At 58.9% G+C, this 24,698-nt stretch carries 15 protein-coding genes and 1 CRISPR repeat array; of the genes, 8 read left to right on the top strand and 7 right to left on the bottom strand.

Features of this window, described 5'->3' with window-relative positions; genetic code table 11:
* Both AMA01_RS06540 and AMA01_RS06535 read left to right on the top strand, forming a co-directional pair.
* Positions 1–918: an ABC transporter permease gene (locus AMA01_RS06540; protein WP_067849160.1), complete on the top strand. Its 918-nt coding sequence runs from the start codon at positions 1–3 to the stop codon at positions 916–918.
* A gap of 196 nt (positions 919–1,114) precedes the next feature.
* On the top strand, positions 1,115–2,338 hold the full coding sequence (locus tag AMA01_RS06535) for an MFS transporter (protein ID WP_067849157.1): 1,224 nt from the start codon (positions 1,115–1,117) through the stop codon (positions 2,336–2,338).
* A 63-nt stretch (positions 2,339–2,401) separates the two neighbouring features.
* Positions 2,402–3,526: a CRISPR direct-repeat array (repeat unit 37 nt; unit sequence GCTTCAATGGGGCCGCCGACGATCTCGGCGGATCAAC).
* Between the two features lie 432 nt (positions 3,527–3,958).
* Here the strand turns inward: AMA01_RS06535 and aceA are convergent.
* Positions 3,959–5,242 (bottom strand): isocitrate lyase, encoded by a 1,284-nt coding sequence (gene aceA, locus AMA01_RS06530; RefSeq protein WP_067849154.1) that lies wholly within the window; start codon positions 5,240–5,242, stop codon positions 3,959–3,961.
* 452 nt (positions 5,243–5,694) lie between these two features.
* On the opposite strand from aceA, the gene AMA01_RS06525 reads away from it, so the two are divergent.
* The 3 genes from AMA01_RS06525 to AMA01_RS06515 all read left to right on the top strand — a co-directional run bounded on the left by AMA01_RS06525 (position 5,695) and on the right by AMA01_RS06515 (position 9,424).
* Positions 5,695–7,062, top strand: coding sequence for a nucleotide sugar dehydrogenase (locus tag AMA01_RS06525; RefSeq protein WP_067849151.1), 1,368 nt, complete (start codon positions 5,695–5,697; stop codon positions 7,060–7,062).
* Entirely contained in the window at positions 7,059–8,426 is a 1,368-nt protein-coding gene (locus AMA01_RS06520; protein WP_067849148.1) for a glycosyltransferase family 4 protein, read from the top strand. Before AMA01_RS06525 ends, AMA01_RS06520 begins: the two co-directional genes overlap by 4 nt.
* Positions 8,427–8,575: 149 nt before the next feature.
* Positions 8,576–9,424, top strand: coding sequence for a hypothetical protein (locus AMA01_RS06515; protein WP_067849145.1), 849 nt, complete (start codon positions 8,576–8,578; stop codon positions 9,422–9,424).
* 3 nt (positions 9,425–9,427) lie between these two features.
* Here AMA01_RS06515 and AMA01_RS06510 read toward each other — a convergent pair whose 3' ends face one another.
* Positions 9,428–10,363, bottom strand: coding sequence for an ADP-ribosylglycohydrolase family protein (locus AMA01_RS06510; protein ID WP_067849141.1), 936 nt, complete (start codon positions 10,361–10,363; stop codon positions 9,428–9,430).
* A gap of 169 nt (positions 10,364–10,532) precedes the next feature.
* Between AMA01_RS06510 and AMA01_RS06505 the strand changes: the two genes are divergently transcribed.
* Positions 10,533–11,507, top strand: coding sequence for a beta-ketoacyl-ACP synthase III (locus AMA01_RS06505; RefSeq protein ID WP_082744034.1), 975 nt, complete (start codon positions 10,533–10,535; stop codon positions 11,505–11,507).
* An 88-nt stretch (positions 11,508–11,595) separates the two neighbouring features.
* On the opposite strand, the gene AMA01_RS06500 is transcribed toward AMA01_RS06505, so the two are convergent.
* From AMA01_RS06500 to AMA01_RS06480, 5 genes are all read right to left on the bottom strand, one after another.
* Positions 11,596–11,895 carry a hypothetical protein gene (locus tag AMA01_RS06500; protein ID WP_067849138.1) on the bottom strand — a complete coding sequence of 100 codons (300 nt, stop codon included), beginning with the start codon at positions 11,893–11,895 and terminating at the stop codon, positions 11,596–11,598.
* A gap of 144 nt (positions 11,896–12,039) precedes the next feature.
* Positions 12,040–15,990 (bottom strand): helicase-related protein, encoded by a 3,951-nt coding sequence (locus AMA01_RS06495; RefSeq protein ID WP_231862860.1) that lies wholly within the window; start codon positions 15,988–15,990, stop codon positions 12,040–12,042.
* Complete coding sequence (locus AMA01_RS06490; RefSeq protein ID WP_067849133.1) at positions 15,987–19,181, bottom strand: DUF1156 domain-containing protein; 3,195 nt, start codon at positions 19,179–19,181, stop codon at positions 15,987–15,989. Before AMA01_RS06490 ends, AMA01_RS06495 begins: the two co-directional genes overlap by 4 nt.
* A gap of 18 nt (positions 19,182–19,199) precedes the next feature.
* Entirely contained in the window at positions 19,200–19,817 is a 618-nt protein-coding gene (locus AMA01_RS06485; RefSeq protein WP_446698015.1) for a DUF7680 family protein, read from the bottom strand.
* Entirely contained in the window at positions 19,814–23,149 is a 3,336-nt protein-coding gene (locus AMA01_RS06480) for an ATP-binding protein (protein ID WP_067849130.1), read from the bottom strand. The genes AMA01_RS06485 and AMA01_RS06480 overlap by 4 nt, the downstream gene beginning before the upstream one ends.
* A gap of 242 nt (positions 23,150–23,391) precedes the next feature.
* Here AMA01_RS06480 and AMA01_RS13820 point away from each other — a divergent pair, with 242 nt between their 5' ends.
* Both AMA01_RS13820 and AMA01_RS06475 read left to right on the top strand, forming a co-directional pair.
* Positions 23,392–23,541: a hypothetical protein gene (locus AMA01_RS13820; protein WP_156468422.1), complete on the top strand. Its 150-nt coding sequence runs from the start codon at positions 23,392–23,394 to the stop codon at positions 23,539–23,541.
* A 357-nt stretch (positions 23,542–23,898) separates the two neighbouring features.
* Positions 23,899–24,698: hypothetical protein (locus AMA01_RS06475; protein WP_156468421.1), on the top strand; the 800-nt coding region annotated here is incomplete at its 3' end.

Here is a 24,698-nt window from a genome sequence, read left to right as displayed (position 1 = left end):
ATGATCTTCTCCAATCCGGAGATTTGGGCGCTCACCTTGTCCATGGCCATTCCGCTCGCGCTGCCGGCGGTCGGGGGGACGTTTTCCGAACGCACTGGCGTCGTCAACATCGCGATGGAAGGCATCATGCTCATCGGCGCCTTTTTTGGCGTCGCGTTCTCATACTGGACGGGGAGCGCATGGATTGGGCTTCTGGCCGCCATCATCTGCGGCGCCCTCACGGCCCTGGCACTCGCGTGGGGCGCCATCCACGTCTCGGCGGACCAGACCGTGCTCGGCATGGGCATCAACGTGTTTGCGGCGGGCCTCACCACGTTTTTGCTCAACACCCTGTTTGGCTACAGCGGCACGCCTGTGAACACCCCGAAGCTGCCGTCGTTCAGCATCCCGGGCCTCGACGCCATTCCGTACATCGGCATCATCTTCCGCAATCAAAGCGTGCTGATGTACATCGGCATTGTGCTGGTCTTTCTCGCTCACTGGTTCCTGTTCTCCACCCGGATTGGCCTGCGGATGCGATCCGTCGGCGAGAATCCGCTCGCCGCGGACACGCTCGGCATCCCGGTGTGGCGGCTGCGGTATTTCGGCGTGGTGCTGAGTGGCGTGTTTTCCGCGATCGGCGGAGCGTATTTGTCCATCGGGATCCTGAACGGGTTCACGTCCAACATGACGAGTGGCCGCGGGTACATCGCGCTCGCCGCCATGATTTTCGGCAAGTGGACGCCGCTCGGATCGTTCGGCGCGGCGCTCATCTTCGGTTTTTCCACCGCGCTCGGCATTGTGCTGCAAGGCCATGGCGTGTCGTCCAACATTCTGCAGATGATCCCGTACGCGCTGACCATTCTCGCACTGACCGGGCTCATCGGCCGATCCACGCCGCCAGCGGCGGATGGCATTCCGTACGAACCGCGGAGATAATGCGGAGAGTCAAGCAGAGGCGTCGCTCCACACGAGCGGCGCTTTTGTTGTGGGCGCGTGTTAAAATGTTCTGGAGATTGCCGAGAGGAGCCGTTCGGATGCACAGGCCCATTTGATGCATCTCGTCGGGGGAAGCCCCGTCTGCAACCATTTGCGAGCTTCCAGCAGGGGGCTCCTGACGAGGTGACAACTGAACATGAGAACATACGGGTGGTTTCAACGCCGCAGTCTGGCACTTTTCATGATTGCGGATGGCGTGTCCGTTTTGGGTGATCAGGCGGGCTGGATGGGGCTTTTGTGGTCCACGATGACCATGACCAAGAGCGCGCAAATCATGGGATGGCTGGGCCTTGCCTTCGGCCTGCCAGCCGTCGCGCTCGGCCCCACCGTTGGGCATGTCCTGGACCACACTTCGCACAAGCGGGTGCTCATGACATCCCAAGTCATGCTTGGCGCTTTGTTCGCATCCACCGCCGTGCTGCAACGTATGCACGCGCTTCCTGTGTGGGCGCTTCTGATGTTCGCGATTGCGGCAGGCTGCCTTACGCCGTTTTCGACCATTGGCTGGAGCGTCGTCATCCCCAACATCATAGCGGATGGTGAGCTTGGCCCCGTCAATGCGCTCATGGAAATCCTGTGGAACGGCGCAACCATTCTGGGACCGGCCCTTGGCGGATTCGCCATCGCGCGCGTAGGTAGCTCCGCGGCCTTGTTCGCGGACGCAATTTCGTTTTGGCTCGCGGCGCTATGTGTTGGAATGGCGAAGGTACCCGCGCAGGCGAGGCATGCGCCGATGACGATGTGTGAAGTGGCGCGATCGTTTGTGCAAAACACCCTCGAGGCCATGAAGACTTTGTACGCCCTGCGCCCGGTCTGGTGGATCACCGTCGGCGCGTGGGCGCTCAATGTGGCGTACGGTGCACTTGACATCGAGTTGCCTCTCCTGACCCACCGACAGTTTGGCCGAAGTGCCTGGATCCTAGGCAGCCTTTGGTCCACCTATGCCATCAGCTCCATTGCTGGAGCGGCGTTCAGTGGCTGGATCTCCAAGAGACGCAGGACCGGCGTCGTCATGGCGATGATGATCATCGGATGGGGCGCGACGTTCGCGCCGGTGTTCTGGATCCACGCCTTCACGCTCATCTACGTGTTCCTCGCCTGCGCCGGACTCCTGTTTGGCGGGTATCCACCATTGGCGCGGACCGTCGTCCAGCGCTCTGTGCCGACACAGGTCATGGGACGCATCATGGGCCTACGGGGCTCACTGATTGCACTTGGCCCGCCGCTCGGCTCGTGGCTCGGTGGCATGTTGGACAGATGGTGCAGTCCTTCGGACGCCATCGCCCTGATCGGCATGGCCGTTGTGGCACTCGGATGCTGGCTTGGCTCACGGGATGACTTTCGGAGGATAGAAGCTTAAAAGCGGAATGCATCGCCACGATTAAAGATGTTCGAAGAGGGCGGGTGATTACCGCCCTCTTTGTCGTGATTGGGGCCGCCGACGATCTCGGCGGATCAACGTTCTCGGTGTTGACGGTACGAGACATCCTGCGATTGCTTCAATGGGGCCGCCGACGATCTCGGCGGATCAACATGGACAGCAATGGCTTCTGATACTACGGCGAGGTAGCTTCAATGGGGCCGCCGACGATCTCGGCGGATCAACGGATGCAGATGGTGCCACCTGTCAACACGGCTTCGAGCTTCAATGGGGCCGCCGACGATCTCGGCGGATCAACGGTATTTATAGGTGGAGAATAAGAAACCGGTGTCGGCTTCAATGGGGCCGCCGACGATCTCGGCGGATCAACTCGTATTGCAGTTCCGTCCATGCGTTCGTTGTCACGCTTCAATGGGGCCGCCGACGATCTCGGCGGATCAACCAAACGCACCCAGACATATATGGGTTACGGCTCACGCTTCAATGGGGCCGCCGACGATCTCGGCGGATCAACTCTGCAGAGATGAGGACTGGAAGGAGGTCTGTAAAGCTTCAATGGGGCCGCCGACGATCTCGGCGGATCAACGTGGGACATCGAGCAAAGCGGGCTGAGCAAGAGATTGCTTCAATGGGGCCGCCGACGATCTCGGCGGATCAACTTCCTCCTGCGGGGAACGACGTATATTCCCACAAGATGCTTCAATGGGGCCGCCGACGATCTCGGCGGATCAACGGAGGCCACGGCCAAGTCCATCTACGACGCCGGGTAGCTTCAATGGGGCCGCCGACGATCTCGGCGGATCAACAGGGCGCGGTTTACGACATGTGGGACGACGCGCTGCTTCAATGGGGCCGCCGACGATCTCGGCGGATCAACACAACATCCTGATCCCGAATGCCGTCTGGAAGACCGGGCTTCAATGGGGCCGCCGACGATCTCGGCGGATCAACATAACACAGCGGAGATCACGATCTTGCAACGCAAGCTTCAATGGGGCCGCCGACGATCTCGGCGGATCAACACTTTGCGGCGTGATCATGTGGCGGCGATTATGGAGCTTCAATGGGGCCGCCGACGATCTCGGCGGATCAACGTTTGCTGGAGCCACAACAGCAGACGGACTCTATCCGCTTCAATGGGGCCGCCGACGATCTCGGCGGATCAACTCTACGCCCCTGAGCCCGCTCCTGGCGCGGCCTTCCGGGCGAAAATCGCGAACCTACGCAACGCGCGTCCTTCACGCGCCTTCCAACTGCCATCATCATACCCTGTCTATGCTCAAAAATCCAGCCCCCATGCGGAATTCTCGCATTTCGCGAACCCCCCGGGTTTTCGCCATCGATTCAGGTTCGCGCTCCTCACCCCGCCGCTTCTCAGTGTGGTGATCCATGGCACCACACGCCCCGCTTCGCCCCAGACCTCGTCTGCGAACGGGGCCGTCCGAATTCCCCTGCTCCTTATGTTCTCACCTGCTACCCTGCAACCACGCAACAAAAAACGGGGCCACACCGGGCCCCAAAGTGAGTGCCATGCCGAGTTGGAACCATCCTCGCAGAGCGCCGAGATCGCGGGGCTCATCAGCCCGTCGGGCTGAGCCGTCACGCCTCCACAAACTGTTCCTCCTCCGTGGAGCCGGTGAGCGCTGTCGTGGACGAAAGTCCGCCAGACACCACCTGCGCCACTTCATCGAAGTAGCCTGTGCCCACCTCCCGCTGATGGCGAGTCGCCGTGTAGCCGCGGTCCTCCGCAGCGAATTCCTGCTGCTGCAAGTCAGAGTACGCTCCCATGCCGCGCCGGTTGTAGCCGTATGCCAGCTCGAACATGCTGTAATTGAGGGCGTGGAAGCCAGCGAGCGTCACAAACTGGAACTTGTAGCCGAACGACGCGATGGTCTCCTGGAACTCCTCGATGGTCTTCGGATCGAGCTTCTTCCGCCAGTTGAACGAAGGCGAGCAGTTGTAGGCGAGAAGCTTATCCGGGAATTCGGCCTTGATGGCCTCGGCGAAGCGCTTCGCCTCCTCGATGTTCGGCTCGGACGTCTCGCACCAGATCATGTCGGCGTACGGCGCGTAGGCGAGTCCGCGGGCAATGGCGGCCTCCAGCCCGCCGCGGAAGCGATAAAAGCCTTCCGGTGTGCGCTCGCCGGTGATGAACCGCGCGTCGCGATCGTCCACATCGCTCGTGATGAGGAAAGCGCCGTTGGCGTCCGTGCGCGCCACGATGACCGTGGGAACGCCGAGCGCGTCTGCGGCGAGGCGCGCAGCCGTCAGATTCCGGACCGCGTGCGATGTCGGGATGAGCACCTTGCCGCCCATGTGGCCGCACTTCTTCTCAGACGACAGCTGATCCTCGAAGTGGACGCCCGCGGCGCCGGCCTCAATCATCATCTTCATGAGCTCGAACACGTTGAGCGGACCGCCGAATCCCGCCTCCGCGTCGGCCACAATCGGCACCATCCAGTCGGTGTCGCCCTTGCCTTCGGAAGTCTGAATCTGATCCGCGCGCAGAAGCGCGTTGTTGATGCGGCGAACCAGGCTCGGCACGCTGTTGGACGGGTACAGGCTCTGGTCCGGGTACATGTGCTCAGCCAGGTTCGCGTCCGCCGCCACCTGCCAGCCACTGACGTAGATGGCCTTCAGGCCGGCCTTGACCTGCTGCACAGCCTGATTGCCCGTCAGGGCACCGAGCGCACGGATGAAGCCGTCTTCATGCAGGCGCCGCCACAGCTTCTCCGCGCCCATCTGCGCGAGCGTGTGTTCGATATGCACCGAACCCCTGATCCGAATCACATCCTCGGCGGTGTAGGCGCGCTCGACGCCTTTCCAGCGCGGATCCGAATTCCAATGTTGCTCCAGTTCCGCAGCCGTCTTGAAGTATGTCATCTTCCATTCCCCCTAGGTTCCATATGCGGCGCGTTTGCCATGCGCCTGTCTCATTCCTGTTTCATGTCGATCCGTCTCAAGTCGAGCCAAGATTCCGAGAACAAGTCCGCGAGGTGCATATTGCTGATGCGAGGTGGTTCGCTCATCACCGTGTGTCTGTCTCTCTCATCTCCCCTCGGCCTGTGTTTCTGTTCTGGCACAATTGTATTAAAACAATACCGTACTTGTGAATAGTGTTTTGATACAGTTTATGTGACAAATTTGTGACGAGTCTGAAAACAATCGCTTGCTGTAGCCCGCCGAGATCGCGCTTCTTCGCTGCAGTTTCCTTGCAACTTGTACACCAAATCTTTGCAAACTCCTCACAGTCGGTTCATGCTGGCTTGCTACACTGCGCATAAACGCCTCACGCACGTTCTCATGCCAGATCCGAACCTACGGGAGGAACCCGCATGCGCACGCAGATTGCAGTCATTGGACTTGGCTATATTGGCTTGCCGCTCTCCCTCGCGCTCTGTGAGCGCGGCGAGACGGTGATCGGTGTCGATGTGGACGAGCGCAAGGTGAACGAACTCCGCGCCAGCGTGACGCACGTCATGGAGCCCTACCGAGGCGAATCCCTCGCAAGCATCCTGCGCCGGCACCTCGAAAGCGGCCGCTTCACCGCCACGACAGCGCTGGCCGAAGCCGCCGAGCGCGCCGACACCTTCATCGTCACCGTCGGCCTGCCGGTGGCGGGCGACGTCGTGGACAAGGCGCCGCTTCTCGCCTGCGTCAACGACCTTGGCCAGGCCCTTTCCCGGGGCGACCTCGTCCTCATCCGCAGCACGCTTGTCCCCGGCATGATGGAGGACGAAATTGTCCCCCGCCTCGCGTCGGCGAGCGGCCTGGTGCCGGGCCGGGACTTCCACGTGGCGTACGCGCCCGAGCGGGTCGCCGAGGGCCGCGCAATGAAAGAGTTCCAGACCCTTGATGTCGTTGTCGCGGGACTCACGGACGCGTGTGCCCATCGCGCCATGGCCGTGCTCGCCCGCCTCACGGACGGCCGGCTGCACAAGACCAGCCTCCGCGTCGCCGAGCTGTCCAAAGTCGTGGAAAACGCGCAGCGCGACGTCAATATCGCCTTGGCGCACGAGCTCAAGATGGTCGCCGAGCAGCACGGCGTCGATGTCTATGAGCTCATCCGCATGGCCAACACGCACCCGCGCGTGCACCTGCTCGAGCCCAACATCGGCGTCGGCGGCTTCTGCATCCCGAACGCGTACGCGTACCTCGCGGCTTCGCTCACATCCGACGAGCATATCCCGCTCTTTTCACTGGCCCGCCAAATCAACCTGACGGCGCCGCATCGCGCCGCCCGCCAACTCGACGACGCGCTGCGCCAGATCGGCAAGCGCCTGTCGGGTGCGCGCGTGGCGCTTCTGGGCCTCGGCATGAAGGACGGATCGAACGACATCCGCCAGAGCCCGGCCGTCCACTTCGCGGAGATCCTCGCCGAGCGCGGGGCCGGCGTTATGGCGTTCGATCCGACCGTCGATCCGTACTTCCCCTTCCAGGCGGCGTCGCTCGAAGACTGCCTGGCGGACGCGGATGCCGTGGCCGTCGCAGCCTGGCAGCCGGCGTTTGATGCAGCGCCTTGGCCCGCCCTCCTCGCCCTCGCGCGTCAGCCTCTCGTCGTGTTGGATCTCAAGCGCCGCCTCGTGCCGAGCCTCAAGGAGGCGGGTTGGCAGATCCGCGGCGACAGCCACCTGCCCTACATCGCCATGCCCGCGCCCCACGCATCCGCCGAACGGGACTGCGCGGTGGAGATGGTGCCATGAAGCGCCGCCACGCCCTCATCATCTGCCACGACTTCCCGCCGGTCGGCGGGATCGCTGTGCAGCGCCCGCTCAAATTCGCGAAATATCTCGGGGAATTCGGCTGGAAGGTGACCGTTCTCACGGCCGATCACGTCTACAGCGCCACGCCCGATCCGTCGCTTCTCGACGAGATCCCCGAGGACGTGCAGATTGTGCGCGTCACGGATGTTGTGTCGAAGCAGCTCGCCCGCTGGTCGGGGCGCATGGTGGGCGACGGCTCGGCTCCGGCGCAGCAGCCGTCCGCCCAGGCGCGGCGCCCGCTGTGGAAGCGGCTCGCCTGGAGCGCGTGGAAGTGGGCCCAAGCGCACGCGCTCATCCCGGACGAATCCGTGGCGTGGGCCATGCTCGCCGGATTCGCGGCCCGGCGCATCGTGCGGCAGCGCGTCGTCGACTGCATCTACACCACCTCGGGGCCGCAGAGCACGCAGCTTGCAGGTCTCATCGCTTCGGCGTTTGCGCGGACGCCCTGGATTGCGGATTTTCGGGATCCGTGGACGGACAACCTGCACTTCCACCATCGCGGCTGGCGCGCCGCCCTTGAGCGGCGGCTCGAGCGCACGGTCTTCGCCCGCGCATCGGCCATCGTGACGGTCACCGACGGCTTCTGGCGCCTCTTTGCGGCGAAGTACCCGCATCGCGCGCTCGACATTCACGTCATCCGAAACGGCGTGGACGAGGCGGATTTTCCGCCTGCGCCCGCCAGGCGCAAGGGCGAAGAAGAGCCGTTCACGTTCTTCTACGGCGGCATCCTGTACCCCGGGCGGTCAGCGGACGCCCTGTTTCAGGCCGTGCATCGACTGCTGCAAAACGGGCACATCACTCCCCAGCGCCTCCGCATTCAGTTCGCGGGCGTCCTCGACTACCCCGGCCACCATCACCATGCGCGCCTCATCCGGGAGCTTGGGCTTGAGGCCGTGATCGAGCCGCTCGGCTACCTCCCGCGCCGCGAGGCACTCGCCCGCATGCTGGCCGCCGACGCGACGCTCCTCATCGGCGATCAGTCGGCGCAGGCCAAGGACTACGTGCCCGGCAAGCTGTACGAGTACCTGTACGCCGGCCGCCCCATCCTCGCCATGCTCCGCGAAGGCGAAGCCGCCGATCTCGTCCGCCGGGAGCAGGCGGGCATCGTCGTGCCGCCGGATCATCCTGACGCCATCGCGCAGGCCATGCTCCACCTTATGGAGAAGCCTGTCACCGAGCGGCGCACGTGGAATCCGGCCTACAGCCGCCGAGCGCAGGCGCAGCAACTCGCCCGCCTGATGGACGACGTGCTGGCGGTTCAAACCGAGTCCACGGCCTGGTCGTCCATGTCCTGGGACGTGTGACGGCGGTCGATCCGTCCATGGGAAGCCCCGGCGCCGTTCGCCCAGCGCGAGGGCCTGTCCTGGCGCGAGCCCTCGCTCGCATGCTCGCGAGCATCCTCGCGCTTCACGTGCTATAATTTCTCCAACCTTTCATGGACAAGGATGATAGCGTGGCTCTCCGGGCATGGTTCTCTCGCGCCGCCGCCTCCGCGGCCCTCGTCGGTGTCTGTGCGGTGTCCACCGCCTGCGGCTCCTCCCCCGCGAGCTCGCAGTGGATGCTCGTGAATCACTGGATGATCGACGCCGTGACCACCAAGCAGGCACCGCTTGCGCTGCAATGCCTGCTCATCGATGCAAATCCCACGACGCAGAGCGTTGTGTCGTCCGCGCAGCTCCAGACGCCTGGCCTGCACACGCGCAGCTTCTCTCAGCAGGAGCTTGAGCTCACCAACGACTCCATCGAATTTCAGCTGCATTTCACGTCGATGGCGACGCGCTCCATGCGCGGCGCCGAACCCACGCTCACCATCGCGACACCGAATTGGACGCACACCTTCTCATTCGGCGAAATGGACGTCACCCTCGTGCCGAAGCGCGTGAATTGGCTGCTTCAGTTGCGCAGCTTTGCCGGCGAGAGTGGCACGTTCACGACGTCCCACGTGTTCGCCATGGTGGTTGCAAACCCGCTCCCGCACCCCGTTACATTCGATGGTTTTGCTGTGGGTGGCGGCGTGGAGCTGGGGCGCACCGCGTACGTCATGGATCCCAAGCAGGCGCCCATCACGATTCCGACGCAGGCCAAGACGCTGGTCTCGCCCATCACCGTCCCGCCCGGCCACACATTGGCGCTCTACTGCACGTTCCGCCAGCCATCCGCCTACCGAAACGTGTACTTCCAGCCCGCGCTGCGTCTGACGTATCAGGGCCAATCCGGATACGAGCTGACCAACCCGGCGCTCTACACGGAGACGAAGTTCAAGGGCGATCCGACAGCCATCTACCCGACCGTCAACGGCTGATCGTCAGCCGAGGCGCCATCGCACGAGGGACTCCACAAGCGGCTCCGCCTTGTCCCTCCCCCTGAGCTGGCGACGCCACCTCTCCGGAATGCCCGACGCGCCGAATGCGATCCCGGCAAGCCCGCCCGCCACGGCCGCGTTGGTATCCGTGTCCCGACCGAGCTGAATGGCGCGCCTGACGACCCGCTCGTAGCTCGTCTCGTTTAGAGCCAGGCGAGCCGCGTTAAGCGTGTGCACGACGTAGCCATCGCCGTTCGTGACAGGCGAATGGTCTGGACGGACCTCATCTTCGAGGGATCGGCGGTACGGCGATTCCTTCCCGTAAAGGCCGCGCAGCGCCGCGATGGCGTTCTCGTACGCCTCGCTAGGCGCTTGACCATCCAACATGCGCCGCGCCCACAAGCAGTACACAGCGCAGCACACCTGATTCGTGACATGGCCGTGCGTCACGCGCGCCTGCCGGTGCGCATCTTCGACAAGCGCTGCATCATCGCCCCGATGCCATAGCGCGAGCGGTAGGACCCTCATCAGGGCGCCGTTGCCCTTCCCCTCCGGAAGCACCAGCCCCGCGCGTTCTGGTTCCACGCCGCGCTTCATCTCCTGAATGGCCAGTTTGGTCTGCCACCCAATGCCAAATGCTTGTCCGTCCACCGTCCAAAGTCCTTCGTCATGCCACGCGATGAGCCGCGCGGCGAAGTCCGCCGGATCGAACCGGCCGCACGTGAGAAGCGAGTCGAGCAGACACAGCGCCTGCGCACCATCGTCGGTCCACGTGCCCGGGGGCACCACGGCCACCCATTCCCCAGGCGGCCCCTCCATGTCTATCTCGCCCTCAGGCGGCATCTCTTCGGGTTGAAGTCCGACATAGGGCTCGCCGAGCGCATCGCCCACAAGCAACCCCCACATGCCGCCGCGCAACCTGTCTTCCAGTGCGATCATCCAGCCAGCCACCCCCAAATGAGCTCAGCTCCGCGTTGATCTCCATTGTAACCGCTATCCAGTTTGGGTAGCGACCCGCGTAAGATCGCCAATTTCGTCACGATTCTGGCGCACTTTGGCCCACATGGGCCATGTCGTTGGCTGTTATACTGGCGGAGAGGTGAATGGATTGTATAAAGCCGTCATTCGCGGCGTGGGCTCCTACCTGCCGGAGACGCGCCTGACCAATGTCGAAATTGAACAGATGGTGGAGACCTCTGACGAGTGGATTCAGACCCGCACGGGCATTGCCGAGCGGCGAATTGCGCGGCCGGACGAGGCCACCTCGGACTTTGCCTACTTCGCGGCCCAGGCGGCGCTCGCCGACGCAAAGCTGGACGCGAAGGACATCGATCTTCTGATTGTCGCCACGGAGACCCCAGACCACCTGCTGCCGCCCGTCGCCTGTCAGGTCCAGGCGCGCCTTGGCTGCCGCAACATCGGCGCGTTTGATCTCCATGCCACGTGCGCCGGCTTTCTGTCTGCGCTCCAGGTGGCGGAGCAGTTCGTGAAATCGGGCTTGCACCAGCACGTGCTCATCGTCGGCGCCGACACGCTGTCGCGCTTCACGGACTACACGGACCGCAGCACGTGCATCCTGTTTGCGGATGGAGCGGGCGCGTTCGTCGTGTCGCGTGGCGAGCCAGATGAACCCGGCGGCGTGCTCGCGACTGCCATTCACACGGACGGCACCTACTTCGAGAATCTTTACATCCCCGGAGGAGGCAGCCGGACGCCGTACGGCGAGGGTGCGAAGGCTAAAATTGTGATGGACGGGCGGAAGATCTTCAAGCTCGCCGTGAACGTGATGGCAGCCACCGCCGAGGAACTGCTGCAGAAGACCGGAAGGCAGAAGGACGAGATCGACTGGCTCATCCCGCACCAGGCCAACCAGCGGATCATCGACGCGGTGGCGGAGAGCCTCGATTTCCCGCCCGAGAAGGTCGTGAGCACCATCCAGAACATCGGCAACAACTCGTCGGCGACGATTCCCATCGCGGTGGACACCGCCATCCGCGACGGGCGCATTCAGCGCGGCGATCTGCTCATGCTGGTGGCGTTCGGCGGCGGTTTGGTGTGGGGCGGCGCGATGGTGGAGTATTGAGTATGAGCGGGGAGCGGCGACAGAGGACGGTCTTCGTTCGCGCGTCGCTCCTCGTTGACTCGTGGGACGTTGCCTCGTGGGAGGGGCGTTAGTGAGTAAGGATGCTCATGGGGCCCTCCATATGGAACTGGCCGTCCCGATCCCTCGTAATGACGGTGACTTCCATGTTGGCTCGGTTCAGAATCCAAACCGTGTTGCCCCCCATGGGGATTACCGAAACATTATCAAGGGCAGGGTCATTGACCGTTACAGGGACAGGCGTATCCGAAAACTGCAAATTTTGAACACCTATAGTCGCTCGAATCGCCCTGTCGATTTCAAACACGCCGTACACGACAAGGGCCGTCAACCAGACCATGATGACCAGCCATTTGTTCGCCTTGAACATGGACCATCGCATCCTCTCGATAGAATGGTTGCAAAGGATCTTCGGACAAGCAACCTGGTCCCACGCGGGAGGGGCGCAACCCGTTGATGTGCGCCCCGCCGTAGAACGGATACCTCAGTGTCCCAGATGGGAGGAGAGCTAGAATCAGCCGGAAGCTAATTTTCGCATCCACGACTCTTCCTCAATGACGAGCCGATGCTGAAGCTTCTGCAAGGTGACCGAACCCTCTTCTTTTTTTAAGGCGTCCACTGCTCGTCGAGCGACGCTTAACCCCGCTTGAATGTACGGAAAACCCACCACAAGCTGCGTTAGATCTCCTTCTATCCAGGCATTTTCCCTATCCACCGCCATGGCATGCGGAAACCAAGACGCGAGAATACGTACTGGCACGAGCGGGATCCGAATGGCGTGTCGATCACAAAATCGCTCTTCATATTCGCGGATGGCAGCCGTCGCGCGAATCTGCGCTTCATCTTTAGACCCACGTACCTCACGCAACAGCCGGTCCGCGGTCACAACACTCAGCCAAGCGTGATAGAACCCCAGTTTCTCATTTACCGATTGGGCGTTTCGTTTCTCCTGTCGTACTCGGATAGCCCTGCTGAGTTCGTCAGCGAGCCGCTCGCGCAACACGTTCTCGGCTGCTGGCGCAACCACATTCCAGTCGACGTCTGTCGCGACATCGCGTACATGCAAGGTGTCCTGGAAGCTCGTGACGTGATGGACCGTAAAACGTGCCTCATGTCCCTCCTGACTATCACACAGGACAACGTAGCCGCAGCGCTCAATCGGCCCGTACTCGCCTCCTGGCACAGATACGCGTCTCACACCTGACGGCATCGGATGAGACAGAACGTGCTCGACAATGGTGTCGAAGACGGTATCGCCATAGGAGGCGAAATGGATATGGTGTCCGGGAAGTCCCCGCTCATAGAGCTCTGGAGAAACGGTAAGCCGTGTACCGTCTTCCACACCGGGAACGCCTTGGACCACAAACACGGGGCCATATGGCGTTTCCTCCGTGTAGCAACCTAGGCCTTTCAAGTAAGCGGAACCGGCAAGCGTGTCCCAGATATCTTGCAGGCGCAGGGGCGTGGTGCGTCCAGAGGACGTAGCTAACATGCGCTCGTACATTTCGTACATCTCGTCTGCGCTGAGCTGCATCAGATGAGCTTGTCTCTCTTCGGCTTCCAGGCGACTCATCACCCGCTGATGCAACTCATCGAGCGCGAGTTCACCCTTCGCCAATTGCTCGAATTCTTCCGTCCGCACCGGCAAGAGGGACAGCTGCTGCGGGCCTACAACGTGTTTGGCCTCTGCCAGTCGTTTTAAGAGGCGAGCGTACACCTCACCTTCCTCCGACTGTGCATAGCACAAGTTGAGGACGTAGATTCGATTGTGGCGCTGCCCGATTCGATCGATGCGCCCAATACGCTGCTCGATTTTCATCGGATTCCAGCCGAGATCGAAGTTGATCAGCATGTCAGCTGTCTGGAGGTTTAGCCCCTCAGCCGCGGCGTCCGTACACAGCAGTACGTCTATCTCTCCCGCCAAGAACCGCTCTTTGACTTCCTCGCGATCCGTCTCGATCCACATCTGAAGCTCAACGTCGAAGTAACCAGCCTCGCGCCCAGAGTAGACTCCGAGCCGCACGCCTGGCATCCGCTCAAACAACTTCTCCCGCAAGTGGACAAGCGTGTCGTAAAACCGGGTGAAAATGACCGTCTGCTTTAGACGTCCGTCTCCGAGGCGGCGTTGATCGAGCACGTCGAGTAGTTTTCGGGTCTTGGTAGGTGTAGTCGTGATCGCCTGGAGGACTTGCTTCAACTGCTCGAGCTGGCGGCGCTCCCAGCGCAACACTTCGGGATCGCGATGTGCCAAGAGCTCTACCTCGAAGACCTCCGTGTCCTCCACCTCAGGTTCGTAGACATCCTCCGTCTCGAGGTCCGTAGCGAGCGGAGTTTCTTCGCGTTCCGCGTGTTCCAAAGTCGCGATGACGCGCTTGAGTCGCCTCTCAACAGTCTTGGCGAATGCGTACAGGCTCGATGCAAATCGTAGGCGAAGTAGGCTCTCGAGGAATCGGACCGAGAAACGCGCGGAAGCTCCTCGGCTGCTGTCGGAACCGAGCCTGTCACGAAGCCCTTCACAATACCGATTGAGCAACTTGTACACGTGAGCCTCTTCCGGCGTGTATTCCAACGCCTCCACGGGACGAACTTCGCGCTCTGCCAATGATCCATTGAGCTGACCATGCTGTTTGTACACCTTCAACAGCTCGCGCGTATGCCGAAGCATGACCCGAGAAAGAGGCGCTGCCATCCGAGCAACGATGGGCATCTTATCACGCGCGCGGCGCGAAGGCTCGCCTGCCTCCGGCTGTTCAAACCAAGCGTCCAGCGCCCGCGTCTGCATCCTCGTCAAGACGTGCTCTGTGATGAAATGCCACAGCGCAGGATCATGGGATTTCAATGCTTGGAGCGCATCCCGAACAAAACGCCACTCCCAGTCGGACAATCGTTCCTCGTGCAGCAACTTGGCCAGCGATTCATAATACGTGCGGAAGAGCGCCGGTTCGTACTGAAATCCGCTCACCCGACCGACGAGCCGGACGAGATCGGCGACTTCCACCATGTCCAGTTGGAGGGGGGTCGCTGTGGCGAGCCACAGGCTACGACTGTGTGGACGAACAGACGAATCGAGCAGCCGATAAAGGTTGCTGTAGTCTGGCGCCTCATCCATTCCAGCGGATGCATTATGGCGCCGCGCCATGTGAGCTTCATCGACAAGGACGAGATCATATGGTGGAGCAGCGAGGAGATCTCGCGCGGCACCCTCTCGTTGCCAGAGGCCGGTCGACACGATGAGGAGATCCGCACCGTATGGCATTCGGGCTGGAACACTGTGCTCGTAGGGAAGCAAGTAACGATGTTCGGGGCTTGGCGACATGCGCAGCCGGGCGAACGGCAAGAGCATCTTCGTCTTCATCTGCTGCAGCCACTGCTCGGTCAAGCTGGCCGGCGCAGCCACAAGGATCCGCCGAATCCAGCCAGACAAATACAACGCCCGAAAAGCCAGACCTGCTTCAATCGTCTTTCCTAATCCAACCTCATCGCACAGCATGTAGTTATAGGGCCAGTCCTCGACCAGGCGCTCCGCCACCACCCGCTGGTGCGGCCACGGCGCAACCGGCGCGGTTTCAATCCCGACTTGTTCCCCACCCGGCATGCGCGGCGCGTCGCGAATGACCGCAAACCGGAGCCACTCGAGCGCAGACGGAGCACTCGGCGAAGAAGCCTGCTCCGGAGCTACCTCCACCTCCGTGCCGTCGACTTCGCGAACCACCGTCACCCCTTCTGCGAGACGAATCAGTCGACGACGAACCGCGTCCGGAAGTGGGCAGACGGCAAAATGAGGCGCCTTTCCGTCCCAAAGCCTCTCGAAGTCCGCCTGCGCCTCATCGCAACGTATCCTGTCAATGTCGCTCCACCAATCGCAGTGAATGTCGATGCTCTCCGCGTTGAGCACGAGCGCCGTGCGCGATTCATTGAGCGATCCCGTCCCGTAAATTCGACAGTCCTCATCGTCCGTCAGGATAAAAAACTTGTCGTGAAAATACCCATCCTCCGTGCTGTCAAACGGAAGGGGTTCCCCGGTCTCAGCATGGCGGCGCAGAGCCACGCGTATTTCAAGCACTCCCTGCGCAACCATCCAAGCCAGCAGCGTCACCCCGTCTTGCACAGGCGCGGGCCAAAGCGAGCTATCTTCCAGTTCCCGACCTAGCGCGCGCGCCAAACGAGCCTGATCGCCGCGCAGAACAGCACGCACGTCTTCCGGGTCAAGATCCGCGCCGACCACCATCCGAATGGTGCCCTTGCGGCCCACCATGCTCGAAAAGCCGCGGGAAGCCGCGGCCAAGGACGAGGAGCGGAAGTACCCCGCCACCCTATCGTATCGAGTCGCCAGCTCGAGCGCTGGCAGGTAGAAGTCATGAAGGATATCCATCGGCCGCCCGTCGATCACGGCCGATGTGCGGTACCTATGCTGCCATAGACGCGATTGAAAGCCTCGTTTCGCGTTTTCCTGCATCTCTCTCACCAAGCCGAAGCCACTCCCGAGTCAGCGCGCAGACTGTACAGGATGGTCTCTGCCTCTTTTCGTTTCTTGTCGTCCGCGACGCGCGAAGCCCAAACGGCCAAGAGATCAAGGACGAGCGACGCCCTACCTTCCGCATGTCGCTGCAAGTAGGTATGTGCTCCCGGGATATCGCCCTCTCGGTACGCCATGATGAGTCCCTGCAACATGTCCCATTCTGTCTGAGGCGCCTGAAGGCGTTTCGGATTCCGCTCTTCCGGCAGTGCCAAGCGAAGCTTCGAACCCTTTTTGACAAGCGGCGCGTAGTAGCCTGACTCCTCAGTGGTTTCCCGGCGACGCCCGGACAACTCGTTATTGATACCAATCATCCGAGGCTCGACCCGGTATCCACCCGTCTTCGTCTCAAGGCTCATGTTGAGCGATCTCGACAGGCTTAACGCCTCGTCATAAGGAAACTGCTGCGTACCGAAAATGCCAAACAAGGTGAGCGCCATGGCCGCTTCGGAACTCAAGTCTTCGACGCGAATACGGCCGTTGGTCATGCGGGCAATCTGGTACTGCGCCACCACCGCACTGGCCTCATTCATCGCGCGTATTGGGCTGACCATCTCGTCTCCGTCCAGTACCGGCCAGTTCTGCGACAAAACCTGCAAGGCGCGCCCGTAACTCGCGACCATCTCGTCCACCGGATTTAGACGAAGGGGTTCGAACTCCTTCAAAGCCTCGCGCACAGCCTCACGAATCTGTGCGGCCACACCGGTGCCGCCAAATCCGGACCATACCGACGGAGCCTGATTCTCCGTGTCTCGCTTCCGGCAGGTGAGGAAGATGGAGCTGGCGGCCGAGGCATTGTCCTTCTGATGAATCGACTCGCTAGCTTCGCTGTCAACGGGCACGGAGGCTGTGATCGTCCATCCCGTCTCAATGAGCGACTTCGTGAGAGCCTCCCAGGCTTCTTGTGCTTTGTGAGTAAACATAATACACATGATGCCCTGGTTCTTTAGGACTCGCCGACATTCAGAAAAAATTTCTAACATGGACCTCTCATATTCGATTTTCGCGTTCCTCGATGAGCCGTCGCGCGCCGGATTGGCGACAGCCTCATCGTCCTTATTTGTAAGCGGACGAGAAAGGTATCCGGGATAGAGGTCTCTCAATGTCCTACGCTGCCATACGTAGAAGTAATCGGACAATTCAGCATATTGTACATTATTGTAATATGGAGGATCCATGCATATTAGGTCAACTGAGCTCGACTCGCCGCCCAAATAAGCTGCTGTACCACATAGGACACGAGCCCTAGTATCCCTGAGACCTCCGTCAACCTTGTGAGGTAAAAGACCGCTCACACCCTTGTAAGCGTCTATCACCTGCGTAAGGCCCCAGGCAATACCCGAATTGGGGCCGGTGAGTACCATCTCTGCGAAGGTCCACTTAAGAGAGAAATCATGCCGTCCAAAAGTATTTACGATAACGCCTCGTCCGTAATGCCATCTCGTCTGCTTACTGTTATAATCCAGCCCCTTGTCGATCGCGAACTGTAAATATGTTACGACCGCTTTGCCCCGCTCTTCCCCTAACTCGGCCAGGATTTGCGGCTTTAGCCGATTAAGCTCCTCGATCAGCGTCAAGTGTCCAAGCAACTGCCGCGGCGTAAACATGTCACACCACCGCGTCATGCCGTACCTGCGTGGTTCGCTCGTCTTATGTCCTTCTGGAATCGCCTCTGTTGGGATGAGCCCCTTGGCGTTCCATTCATCCCAGTGCTCCATCAGCCGCCGTTCAGCTTCCTCGAGAGCGGCGAGATCGGCTTCGTTCGGCGGGCGATAATACACTACTTTCTCCGTGCGAATCTCGCCCGCATTTTTGCCGCTCTTGTAGCGTATGGGCTGCCCGTTCTTGTCGAGCTTCGGTTGATAACGCACGGCGACCACGCAATACAGGCGATCGCGCCATTTGCCTCTCGGCGACTCACCTCGTGCTTGCGCCCGGATCTCTTCGGAGGGAACGGCTTGTTTGCAGTGCACGCAAAGCCCGACGCCATCCTTTACGGTCGCAAAGTCGGGATCTTCGCCATTCGGTCCCTTGTTTCCAGTCAATCGATATGTTTCGAAGTGGACCTTTCCGCCCTGCGCCTTGCCGTCCGGGACGATCCGCACGGCCCACTTATCTCCGTTTTTAGACAACCAGCAAGTGTTGAGAAGCGGAGCCTCTCCCCCGCAGTGCGGGCAGGTGACTTGGCGGCAGTAGATGTAGCCATCCGGTGTTTCGCTTTGCAATGAACTTGCTAATCCATCAGTGGAAGCTGCGGGAAACAAGTCGCCAATAGCCTCCACGAGTCTCTCGCGCAATATATTCCCCCACTTTTCAATGTCACCGGCAAGTTCCCGACCAAAGCGCAGTGGATACTCCAATGTTGCATGGAGTATAACTGCGGCCACTGGATTGAGATCATTCGCTATCACGTGCTGGCCCAATCGCAGCGCTTCAAAAGGTATAGATCCACCTCCAGCTGTTGGATCTAAAATTGTAAGCTTAGTATTAGTAGGTAGTACTTTTTTGTTAGTTACGGTGAACGCTCTTGGATAGCCATACTTGTCATCAGCTGTCCGGATACCATGCTCGTTTTCCCACTCTATCCTCTGCTTTGCCCAACTCGGATCAGCGGCGATTCTGTGGACAACCAACCTTGCACCGACTAACGGAGGCTCTGCGGGTAATGGAGCGTCTTCACGCATCCATCTCACCACCACGGGATCCGAAGCCAGTCGCGGCTCCTTGGCGATTAAGTCCGATAGCAGTTTTTGATTTTCATTCCTTCTCTTACACTCCCTGTGATAGGCTCGCACCACGGCTGCATCTACCTCGATATATTCCTCGCCCGTGGCCGTCGCCTGAATCTTTTCCCAGAGGTCAGGATCCAACGTCCACTCCTGCCCATTTACAATCGCCACGGCCTTCTCAATGCCCAGCTGCCTCAGGAACCAATCTGGATCGGTATCGGCCGGCAAGATAGACCCAAGGATGGCGGCGCGGCTCGGCGTAAGCGGGCGCCGTGCCCACCACACGTGCAAACGATGAGTCGGCGGGGCTTGCCCCGTGTCCCGCTCCCGCTGCGTCTCCGCTCCAACTTGATGACAAGGAAATCCTGCCTCGATGAGTCGCCTGTCCTGAATCGTCACACCCGTTGACATGCAAATCCTCCGTTCTCGTCATCTCCGAATTTCTTGCAACATCTCGATCACGGCGGGATCGCCCGGCTGACCACCCAACAGGAGCCGCAATCCTGCTTGCGCCCACCGATTCGCAGCCTCGTTGAATTGTGTGATACGAGACCACCAGTATCCAGCCTCTTCCGCTGTGCATCGTTCGATCCGCCACGCCATGAGCTCGACGCGATCCATATCGGTGACTCGCTCCTGCAGTTTGAATAGCAAGGCAAGCTTTTCACCAGCTTCTGCATCCAGAGGAAGATTGCCACGAAACGAAACGCGTTGGTCAGCGACAAACTGTTGCAGTTCGAGTGGAATGCCAAGTCCATCTTTCACTTCGGCGAGAATCAGCCGCAACACAGGCCTGCATCGCCAGAGTGCGGGGCCGTACAAAGTCCCCCGCTCCTTAAGCACGGACGAAACCTTGCGCGAGCCCGGATTCGTGCCTTCGTCTAGAACATGAACTCGCTCTTTGACGACGAACACTGGGCTTGGCTTTCCTTTGCGCTCCGTGATTCTTAACACCCATGGCATCTGCCGCACGAGGGGTTCTACATATCGGCTGTACCGTTCTTGTATCTCTCTCTGGTGTAATTTGGGGGATTTAGTACCCTTCACAACCTCACCTCGTGCACAAGACCTAGATCTACAAGCCTTTGGACGAATGGACAACCTTCCTGCGGTTCTATGCGCATGTCAATCTCGGACGAATCATCTATCTCAAAGACTTCCCTTAGATGCTGGAACGTGGCTCCTAGACTCTTTAGTGCATCAGGATCGAGGTCTTCAAACGACAGCGTGACGCGGCACGCGCCCGGACCAGAGAGTTCGGACAGCTCGAGCCTCTGAATTTTGCTACAGCCTCCACGCATGTACATCCTCTCGAGCTTAGGAAGTTCTGGCCACAGCTTGACCAGTGCGTCGTGACCGCGAACCGGTAGGATGCGCGGGCCGCGCGCTTGCTCTACATCATCCCAACCTCGGCGCTTGGCCTCATCCGGGAGAATGAGAACGTGTTCTGGCCATGGCGTGTACAGCACATCATGGGCCTTCCACTGCTTTGCCGGCCGCTCTGTTTGCTCCGGCGAGCCTTCATACGCCCAAATCTGGCCAGACCTGAGAAGCTGCTGCACGGCTGCCTCAATACTCTGCTCCCGTATCTCCGATGCGTCTCCGGTCTGCTTGGCGATCTCGGCCGACACCTTCTCCTTCAGGTCTGCCAATCGCAAGCAACCATTCTCCTGAATGATTCTCGCCGCAATCCCCTGTAAGTCAATGCGAGGTTTTAACCAAGCGCGTTGAATAGCGCCCTGGAACGTCACAATGCCATAATCGCCATTCATAATCTCTGCACTCAGCGGCAGAGGTTGGTCAGGATAGTCTTTGTAATGCATGAAATAAAGCTCGACGCGAGGATCCTCTTCAGCACCGACCTGTCTGAACACGCACCAATGGCCAATTTCGACCCCGTGGCGAATAAGTTGCTCAAGAAGCTGCTTTGTCTCGAACACGGGCCAGGCTCGATTGGTCTTTGCTCGTTGGGCAATTTGGTCAATCATGATATGGTCCGATCCATCACCAAAGAGCAGTTGAGATAGCGCGACGACCGTTTCGCGCTTCACCGCGTTTGATAGAACCAATTTCCCAGCAGAAATCAGCTGTTCTCTTACCAGATTGAGGATGGCCCCTCCGCTCTCGGCGCCAGAGGACGCGGATAGCTGAATCGTTTCTGGTCCATGCCGTGTAGGCAGCACGAGCAGCCGATAAGATGCCACAACCGCCCTCTGAAGCGCTTGTTCGCGCTCCTTTCTGCGCAGTGTGAATTCTTGCGACTGCAGGTAGCGCGGGTTCACACCGTAGCTCTCAGGCTCCCGATTTAACTTGTCCATTGCGATCACCTGACGAGCAAGATCGTGCAGACGATCTCTCGCTTCTAACGCCTGCTGGTCTGCAAAGAGCTCGACTTCTCGTCCCTTCAGCCTGACCGTGTTCGGGACGAGCAGATACAAGTGGTTCTGGAACTGGCGGGGCCGATTCTCACCTGCAAATGTGTAGACCAGATCAAGATCGAAGTCGTCTGTCCATAGCGAAACAATTCCAAGCAAGAGATGTTCCGGATCATCCGGTATCTGCTCTGGCGCGTCTACATTAGGAACAATACGGAACAGACCCGTACGATCTTGAATCATCCGCTGAACAACATCGTCTAACCTCCCTTCAACTTGTCCCAGCGGCAACGATTGGCGGATTCGGGCCAACACGCTGTTAATCGTAGGCTCTTCGCTCGCAAAGTACTTACCCTGATCGAAGCGTAGATAATACGCATTCTCCCGAATGGCCTCGAGCGCCTGACGAACGTTGTAGGGCGGGAGCCCAGGATAGGCCGTTTGCAGGATAGCCTCGGCCTCGGTAACACCAAATACGTTTGAGTTCAGCCCCTCGTGCCGGCCCACAAGGCTATTCAAAAAAACGGTCTTCCACGTAAACTCGTGCACAGGAATGTGTCCGCGGCCGGAACCATCCCATGCCGGGATTTTGCTCATCCATTCGCGGTCTAACCGCTCGGCATTGCTCAGGCCGCTCTCTAAGCGACTTGACTGTGAACTCCCGATATCGGCGTGAAGGATGAATTGAAGATCCGCACTGCTCGTTCTACCTAAAATCTCGTCGACAATGTCGCGGGACCGCAGGTCCACGTGACATACGTGGATCATTGGAGCATCAAACGTACTCATCCACAGATTGCGCACAACCAAAGACAGCACTCGCAGAACGCCACGCGTCTTTTGGAAATTCTCTGCTTCCGCGAGTTTGTGATTCAGAAAATCGATGAACGTCGGGTGGAATGGATACGTGCTTACCATTCGTTCCCGCAAGGATGGCACCTTATCGGCGGGAAGCATGTGCATATTCTTGTTGTAAAGTTGCATGTACTCGACAGCGACTTGCTCAGCGGCCTGCCGATCAATGGTTTCGAATAACCTCTTCGCCAATACGGCTGTGAGTTCCGTTTGATCCACAGGAGTCACCGCTACCGCATCCCGTGCAACAACACTGCTTGCGCTCTTCTGAGCGCGCTCTGCGATTGCGACAACTTCGTCCTCAGTTATATCGCGTCCAGCGACATCGCCCAGCTGGCGCTTCAACATCTCGGTCTGACGAGAGAATGCGTCCGTAGAACTCGCTAGTGTCAGCAAGATGGAGACACCCTGATGTGTACGGGCGTATCCATGAAGACTCATCAGGAAAGCCGCCAACTGAGATGCACCATCTGGCCGCGCGGCTTCGAGCCTCGCCGCATACTGTGCTAACTCATCCAGCATGATGAGCGCCTTGCGACCGCCAAAGACGCGATCGAAATACGTACCGCCTGGCGCAGCGAACGAGGTGGCCTCATCGCCGAGTGCAAGATAGAGCGCGTCTCCACCAACTTGACGCGCAATCTCTCCCCAAAGCGTGTAAGGCACGAGTTCTGTGCCCTGCGGCTTGTGTACGGGGATTTCGTCACCAGCTACGCCGACGACAGTCACTTCACCAGGCTCCGGCAGCGCGCGAAGGAAAGCTTCCATATCTTCTTCGCCGAAGTTCTGCAGAAGTGACGCCTTGAGGACGTCGGCGATGTTACGGCCCAAATGAGCGACGTGTGTGCAAGCAATGAGAGTGTGCGTCTTGCCACCGCCAAAGCCCGTTTCCAGGCGTTGAATGGCTGGGACCCCCATGTCTCCTGCAAGACGCTGCATCGTTTGGCGTAGTACCGTTAAGAGTCCTTTGGTTGGATAGGTAGCTTCTCTAAAAAACCGATGAGCATCTAAGTAAACATCGTCCAACCGTCGCTCGCCCGTGCGGTAAAACTCGAGTACGGGACGAAGCGAAGCCGTAAATACCTCGAGATTTAGGTTTCCCTGGATAATTTCTTGACGAGGTTTACATGCGTCCCTCACGTGGATCACGCAAAGCGTCCTCCTGTCTTGCTGGTAGGCTTCACGAACACAAGTCACGCTTATGCGTATCAGCACTCATCGCGTGCTTGCATTTCACACAGCGATAAGAATGACATCCTAGATGTATATTCGCCGCAGTTCCACGTTCTCCTTGCTATCTTGGCAAGAAATTCATAGGACGATTGGTGAAACACGCCTTAGAAGGGTCGAACACGTGGCAAGACGATATGAGTTCAGCGTACGAGGGTGACATGCAAGACGAGATCTTTCGCCTGCGCAAAGAACTTCGGCAGGCCGATGAAAAGCTGGTGATATCACCCGCGTTAAAACGCTATCTCGTGAATCGTGGCATGAACGACGGTCGCTACTTGTTTCCGCGCTGGTCCTTCTGGAGAAGATAGCGAAAATCACGAAATAACAGCTTGCCGCAGGACAAAGAAACTGGTAAATAAGCAGTAGTTGAATGACAGAGGCCATTTGCCTCTCCTAGATATATCGGAACAAATGTCTGTAAGTTGTTGGACTGAGTGTTCAAGAACCATTCGATTTGGTATCCAAAGGAGCATGAATGCTTAATATACTACATAGAATTGAATTCGGGCAACTATCATCAGCGACTGAATGTGGAGAGAAGTTTAACCGCGCCTCTATGAGCCGAGTATCACCTCCACGGCATGACGCGACTACACTGGTTCTTGGCGAATTATTTTTTGACCGGACTCATTGAACTGGAATCTTTTTGAGAGGAGACACTTCCCTTGTCCAGCTACGAAATCGAGATGCTTCACCGCGCCGTAAGAAAGCAAATTGAACTCCGTGGCAAGTGGGGACACGAACTTTTGGACAGAGCCCCTCCTGTGATTTGGTTTGGAAATACCCAATCACGGAAACCGAAGATAGTCACAATCGGGGCAAATCCGTCGCGAAGTGAATTTCTCAAGCTGAATAAAAAACAGGCTCTGAAATTGTTGGCGGATACCGGCGATCAGACGAAGCTTATCTACCTAGAACCGCCAAACGAAAACCGTTTTAGAGTCCTGGAGAACAATGAATCCTTGCAAGACATTCTGCAAAACGAGGCTCTTTCCACCGAAATCTTGAATAGTTATAACTTCTATTTTAAGAAGCAGCCGTACGTAAAGTGGTTTGGAAAAAAGGAAGATCCATATCTAGTAGAGCGGTTGCTACAAAACCTGAATGGATCCTATTACGAGATTCCAGATGTGCAGTATACAGCCATCCATCTAGATTTGTTCCCGTTTGTCACAGTGAGTGACTATAGCCAGATAAGAGGTTTGGCGGAACGAGATTTGTTTCAGAATCAATGGGCGCAGAACTTCCTCAGGGATTTGATAACCTACATAGCGCCGGAACTTATCGTCGTATTCGGCAGCAGCAACTTTAGGGTATTTAAGAGGCTGTTTCGCGAATATCTCGAAGAACGACGCCGGAAACTTTCGTTCGAGTATGAAAAGAACAATGGTGAATCCGTGTGTGCAAATTACGAAATAATGACGTATGGGTATAAAACAAGCTTAGTTGGAATTTCAGTTAATTT

This window comes from Alicyclobacillus mali NBRC 102425, assembly GCF_001570745.1.
Taxonomy (GTDB): Bacteria; Bacillota; Bacilli; order Alicyclobacillales; family Alicyclobacillaceae; genus Alicyclobacillus; species Alicyclobacillus mali.
The sequence above is the reverse complement of the archived record's forward strand: the minus strand, read 5'-3'. Positions and strand labels throughout refer to the sequence as shown.

Bases quoted from the DNA above. Each gene is read 5' to 3' on its own strand.
- AMA01_RS06490 (WP_067849133.1), bottom strand. From the start codon at position 19,181: ATGTCAACGGGTGTGACGATTCAGGACAGGCGACTCATCGAGGCAGGA.
- AMA01_RS13820 (WP_156468422.1), top strand. From the start codon at position 23,392: ATGCAAGACGAGATCTTTCGCCTGCGCAAAGAACTTCGGCAGGCCGAT.
- AMA01_RS06535 (WP_067849157.1), top strand. From the start codon at position 1,115: ATGAGAACATACGGGTGGTTTCAACGCCGCAGTCTGGCACTTTTCATG.
- AMA01_RS06510 (WP_067849141.1), bottom strand. From the start codon at position 10,363: ATGATCGCACTGGAAGACAGGTTGCGCGGCGGCATGTGGGGGTTGCTT.
- AMA01_RS06525 (WP_067849151.1), top strand. From the start codon at position 5,695: ATGCGCACGCAGATTGCAGTCATTGGACTTGGCTATATTGGCTTGCCG.
- AMA01_RS06500 (WP_067849138.1), bottom strand. From the start codon at position 11,895: ATGTTCAAGGCGAACAAATGGCTGGTCATCATGGTCTGGTTGACGGCC.
- aceA (WP_067849154.1), bottom strand. From the start codon at position 5,242: ATGACATACTTCAAGACGGCTGCGGAACTGGAGCAACATTGGAATTCG.
- AMA01_RS06540 (WP_067849160.1), top strand. From the start codon at position 1: ATGATCTTCTCCAATCCGGAGATTTGGGCGCTCACCTTGTCCATGGCC.
- AMA01_RS06520 (WP_067849148.1), top strand. From the start codon at position 7,059: ATGAAGCGCCGCCACGCCCTCATCATCTGCCACGACTTCCCGCCGGTC.